Source organism: Vibrio genomosp. F10 str. 9ZD137 (assembly GCF_049974785.1).
Taxonomy (GTDB): Bacteria; Pseudomonadota; Gammaproteobacteria; order Enterobacterales; family Vibrionaceae; genus Vibrio.
The window spans coordinates 1-5660 of record NZ_JBNGCJ010000386.1 but is presented as its reverse complement, the minus strand read 5'-3'; the positions used below and the strand labels follow the sequence as shown (position 1 = coordinate 5660).

Here is a 5660-nt window from a genome sequence, read left to right as displayed (position 1 = left end):
GGTGCGGCAGCGTTCTTAGAGTCATTGGTTCCGGTTGACATCATTGATCTGCCACAAGGTAACCAGCGCTACGCATTTTTCACCAATGAGCAAGGTGGCATTATGGATGACCTTATGGTGGCCAACCTAGGCGACCATCTCTTTGTTGTAGTGAATGCAGCGTGTAAAGAGCAAGACATTACCCATCTTCAAGCGCATTTGCCTGATGGTGTGGAACTCGAAATTATCGACGACCGTGCGTTGTTGGCTTTGCAAGGCCCGAAAGCGGTCACGGTACTCTCGCAGATTCAGCCTGCGGTTTCCGATATGGTATTTATGGATGTGAGAACTCTCGATCTTGATGGCGTTGAATGCATAATCAGCCGCAGTGGTTACACTGGCGAAGATGGGTATGAAATTTCGGTACCTTCTGAACATGCAGAAGCGTTAGCCCGTAAGTTAACCGAGTTTGAAGAAGTCGAATGGATCGGTTTAGGCGCTCGCGATTCATTGCGCTTGGAGTGTGGTCTTTGCCTATATGGTCACGATCTTGATGAAACAACAACACCTGTGGAAGCCAGTCTGCTGTGGGGCATTCAAAAAGTTCGTCGTACCGACGGAGAGCGTGCCGGTGGTTTCCCTGGAGCTGACATTATCTTAAACCAGATCCAAACGAAAGAGGTGACACGCAAACGTGTGGGTTTGATTGGCCAAACAAAAGCCCCAGTTCGTGAAGGCACGGAGCTTTTCGATGCAGATGACAACAAAGTAGGAGTTGTCACAAGTGGTACAGCTGGCCCGAATGCGGGTAAGCCGGTATCGATGGCCTATGTGAAAGCTGACCTTATGGCCGTGGGCACTGAGTTGTTTGCCGAAGTGCGAGGCAAGAAGCTGCCAATGACCGTCGAGAAAATGCCGTTTGTTCCCCAACGCTATTTCCGCGGATAGCCTATACTGAACAATAAGAATTGAATAGAAACCCTCATTTCGAGGGTTTTTTTATTCTTAGCCCTTTTCTTTAAACAGAGTGATTGTCTTTATCAGTAGTACTTAGGTATTCTATTCCAAAAATCCATGTTCAGTTAAGAAGGATTGCTTAGTGGACAAAAATACGATTCGAATAGGCAGCTTAGTGTTGAGCTTTGCTTTGCTAAATGGACAGGCACTCGCCTCAGGCCTCAGTACGTATATTGTAAATGGCAATAACGCGGATATATCGAACTATCCAAGCTTTGCCAGTCTCTTTTATGACAATGGATCGTCTTATGGCAACTATTGCGGTGCAACGATCATCAACTCTCAATACGTCTTGACTGCCGCACATTGCTTCTATGAAGATATGGATGGAATATTGAATTTTTACGTTGCATACGGTCTTCAAGATGAGTCAGATTATCTATTGGGTTCGGTAGAAAAAGCGCGTGTCGAGAAATATTACTTCCCAGACAATTATTCTAACTTCGAGAGTGATTTGTGGGCCAACGACATCGCCGTTTTAAAGTTAGAAACCGCGTTGAATGTGAGTGACTATTCTTCACTATTAAACTCGAGCACCAATGGTTCGTATTCAGGTAGCGCTATTGCGATAGGACATGGGCAGATCTCTACCAATGTTAACGGGGGGAATCGGCTTCTTGAAACCACCTTAACTCAAGTCAATAGTTCAATGTGCAGTGGCGGTCTGTCTGATAGTCAAATTTGCTTTACCGGCGCATTAAACAACGGTCTTAAAAATTCGACCTGCAAAGGGGATTCCGGCGGTCCACTATATTGGGATAATGGCGGTGGTTATGTGCAAATTGGTATCACCAGTTTTGGCCCTGATACCTGTGGTGATCCAAACGAAAACTACACCGCTGCTTTTACTGAAGTATATGACTACAGAAACTGGATCAACTCTGTAATTAATGGACAAGAACAGCCCAAATATCAAATCACAACAACCAGTGGTATTCGAACGGTGGTTCGAAATTTTGTGCCGAGTTCAAGGGCTACTGCTACGACCACGTCAAGTGACTCTAGCGGTGGTGCATTGGGGTGGTTCACTTTAATGTTCATGCCTTTTTTAATTGGGGTTCGACGTAAGTTCAACATGACTTTGCAGCCCCACGCAATATTTAGTAATTCCAAACAATACTAAGTACACAAACCAGTTTGTGGAACCTGAAGGCATCGTTAGGTTAATTATTGTTAATGTTTTAACAACCCAATCTTTATTCTAGGTTTGTCATAATTATTCTGTCCTTTCGGACAACCACGCGGTTTACCCCCTAAACCGTTATGGCTCGCATTAGTCACGCGAGCCATTTTTATATCTAGCGTTAAATGAATAGGATACTCACTCACACATCAATGAGATAAAAGATGAGGAAATGTAGTGAAGGTACTCATTATTGAAGACGACGTAACCACCAGAGAATTCATTGCAAAAGGGCTGATGGAACATGGATATGCCGTTGATGAAGCTGAAGATGGTCGACAAGGGTTAATGATGGCCCTAAGCAGTGAATACCAATTGGTCATACTGGATAGGATGTTGCCCTATTTAGATGGGATGAAAGTGCTTTCTGCAATCAAAGCAACACAAAAAGAGTTGCCAGTATTAATCTTAAGTGCAATGGACAGTGTGGAAGACCGTGTTGTTGGGCTTCAAGCGGGCAGTGATGATTATTTGATCAAGCCGTTTGCGTTAGCGGAGTTGATTGCTAGAGTCGATATTATTATTCACCGAACTCAAAGGCAAACCCCAGTAGAAAACATACTCAGTTACGATTGTCTTAAGGTTGATCTTAAGGCGCATAGAGTTACCTGTCATGGTCAGGAGCTGACCTTGCAGCCAAAAGAGTTTCAGCTACTGCAATATTTTGTTGAGCATAATGAACAAGTCGTTTCCAGAATGCGTCTGTTTGAGAGTATCTGGAGTTACCACTTTGATCCTAAGACGAATGTAATAGATGTTCATATGGCAAACCTCAGGCGAAAACTTGAAGGGGCAGAATGTCACGATCTTTTGCATACGGTAAGAGGGGCGGGTTATGTCCTTCGCCGATGATTATACGTTAACGCGATCATCGATATTCAAAACGTTAGTTGGGTTATTCCTTTTTATCGCCGTCGTCAATATGGTTGTGCTCCGGCAGGTTTATATAGACTCAGACGAATTTCATCGTCAGCAGCTGACCAAGCAGCTCAACGATGAAATTATGGAATTTCGGTTTGTCGCAGCACAGGGTAAAAGAGAGGTAGAACGGCTTTTGCAAACGAAACAGACGACAAATACGCCATTTTATTTTCATTTACAAGAACAAGCCGACCAAGTATACACCGGTAATTATTACCCAGTGATTTCACTTCTTAACAACCACAAGACGTTTGTGCCCATTGGCGAAAGCCACCAAATTGAGATTGGCGTTGACCCCAGAACGGTAGAGGCGTTTCGGCAGTCGCTGATTCCTATTGTGCTTTCCGGTATCATTCTTCCCATTGCGGTGATGCTTGTCGCGGCGCTATTTTTTACGTTGGTAATACAAAAACGCATCGAGGTGATCAATCAGGCGATGAATAGGGTTTTATGCGGAGAGCGAGGCGTGAAGATAGCGGTGTCAACCCAAGATGATGAGTTTGATGTTATCGCTATCCATCTTAATTTTATGATTGAGCAAATGGCGCTCAATGAAGCTTCGCTTAAATCGTTGACCGTTGGTATGGCACACGATATGCGAACGCCAATGGCTCGATTGAAGTTAAGATTGGAAGATATGTTGTCTCAAAAGGATATCAGTGACGTTCACCAAGACCAGTTGGCAATTTGCCACGACGAACTTGAACTGATTCTTTCTTCATTCAACAGTATGTTAGAAATAGCTAAGTTGAATAGTGGTCAACTTTCTATACAAACGGAGCTTGTCGATCTCGGGAAGATCGCACAGGATGCGTTGGAATTCATCTCCCCAGTCGCGGATCAAAAACAGCTGACTTTGTGTTTTCGAGAGGATCAACATTGCTCAATCATGGGGGATCGTTCTTTACTGTTTCGTGCTGTGTTCAATCTCATAGAGAACTCGGTGAAGTATACGCCAACCAATGGTGAGGTATCGGTAGTCATTGACCAATTTGGTGTGGTTATCGTTGATTCAGGGATTGGAATCTCCGATGAAGATAAACTGAACGTTTGTCGGCCCATGTACCGTGCCGACAAGAGTAGAAGTGAGCAAGGTAACGGGTTAGGTTTGTCACTGGTTGATGCGGTCGTGAAGCGGCATCACGCAAAATTGATATTTCGGGATAACAACCCAGGGTTACGGGCGAGAATCTATGTTGATCATTAGATGACCCAATAAAAGCCAGAGCATGAATCTGGCTCTGGCTCTTATTGGGGTTAAGCGTTGAATGTTATGCTTTTATGGGTGATTGTGATGCAGGATCGCTGGCAGGTATTAACTTCATGGCATGAGCGATCTGCTCTGCTTCTGTACCCACGATCACTTGCAGGTTATTGCCTCCAATTTTAACGACACCAAGTGCCCCAATGGCTTTGAGTGTTTTTTCGTCTGCGATCGAAATATCGTTTAATGTCAATCGCAGGCGGGTGATACACGAATCAATACTGCTTATGTTGGCGTGTCCCCCCAAGGCATCTAGATACTGCGAAGCCTTGATATCAGAAGAAACAGACTCAACCGCCGCGACTTCAGCATCCTCTCGGCCTGGAGTTTTAAGGTCAAACTTCAAAATTGCGAATCGGAATACAAAGTAATAGAGGGTTGCGAAACACAATCCTTGCAGAATCAACATGTATGGTTTGACAGCGAGTGGAAGATTAAATGAGAGCACAAAGTCGATAAGACCACCGCTAAAGGTAAACCCTGCTATCCATTGCATGCTTGCAGCGATATAAAGTGATAATGCTGTCAGCAAAGCATGAATAACAAAAAGAACAGGAGCGACAAACATAAACGCAAATTCAATGGGTTCAGTGACGCCAGTGAGAATCGCAGTGAACGCAGAAGCGCCAAGAATACCGCCTATTTTCTTTTTGTTTTCAGGTTTTGCACAGTGATACATGGCCAAACAAGCCGCAGGCAATCCATAGCCCATCACAGGGAAGAAGCCACCTTGGTATATGCCAGTTATGCCTAGTTCTCCAGTGCCCGACCAGAATTTCGAGATATCGTTAATTCCGACAAGATCAAAGATAAACACTTGGTTGAGGGCGTGGTGTAGCCCAACAGGGATTAATAATCGGTTGAAGAAACCATAGATTCCAGCCCCAGTCGCCCCAAGCTCAGAAATGGATATGCCAAAATTAACCAGTGAACCATAAACAACAGGCCAAATGTAAACCATGACCAGACTGATCGAAATGGCGGCCAGTGAGGTGACGATAGGGACAAAACGTCGCCCACCAAAAAAGCCTAAAACAGCAGGTAACTGAATGGTGTGAAAACGATTGTAAAGTGTCGCGGCAATAATACCGATCATGATTCCGGTGAATGCGCTGACGGCTGCGCCAGAGGCAATAACCTGAGCTTTGCTCATTTGGTCTACAGGGACGCCAGTGATTTGGGAAATAACGTTAATGTTACCGACAATCATTTCAATGATAAGTAGGCCCAGCAACCCCGATAGGGCAGCGGCGCCATTATTATCTTTAGCTAAACCGTATGCCACACCGACTGCAA

At 44.6% G+C, this 5660-nt stretch carries 5 protein-coding genes; 4 read left to right on the top strand and 1 reads right to left on the bottom strand.

What is annotated here, in order from left to right; translation table 11 throughout:
* The 4 genes from gcvT to ACP45E_RS08695 form a co-directional block, all read left to right on the top strand.
* Positions 1-927, top strand: a 927-nt coding sequence (gene gcvT / locus ACP45E_RS08710) for a glycine cleavage system aminomethyltransferase GcvT (RefSeq protein ID WP_069584899.1), incomplete at its 5' end; no start/stop codon positions are given.
* Positions 928-1078: 151 nt separating this feature from the next.
* Complete coding sequence (locus tag ACP45E_RS08705; protein WP_017037908.1) at positions 1079-2119, top strand: trypsin-like serine protease; 1041 nt, start codon at positions 1079-1081, stop codon at positions 2117-2119.
* 237 nt (positions 2120-2356) lie between these two features.
* Entirely contained in the window at positions 2357-3031 is a 675-nt protein-coding gene (locus tag ACP45E_RS08700; RefSeq protein ID WP_017035897.1) for a response regulator transcription factor, read from the top strand.
* Complete coding sequence (locus ACP45E_RS08695) at positions 3015-4307, top strand: sensor histidine kinase (RefSeq protein ID WP_017037909.1); 1293 nt, start codon at positions 3015-3017, stop codon at positions 4305-4307. The genes ACP45E_RS08700 and ACP45E_RS08695 overlap by 17 nt, the downstream gene beginning before the upstream one ends.
* Before the next feature lie 64 nt (positions 4308-4371).
* Here the strand turns inward: ACP45E_RS08695 and ACP45E_RS08690 are convergent.
* The coding region (locus ACP45E_RS08690) for a PTS transporter subunit EIIC (protein WP_069584897.1) at positions 4372-5660 on the bottom strand (1289 nt) is incomplete at its 5' end.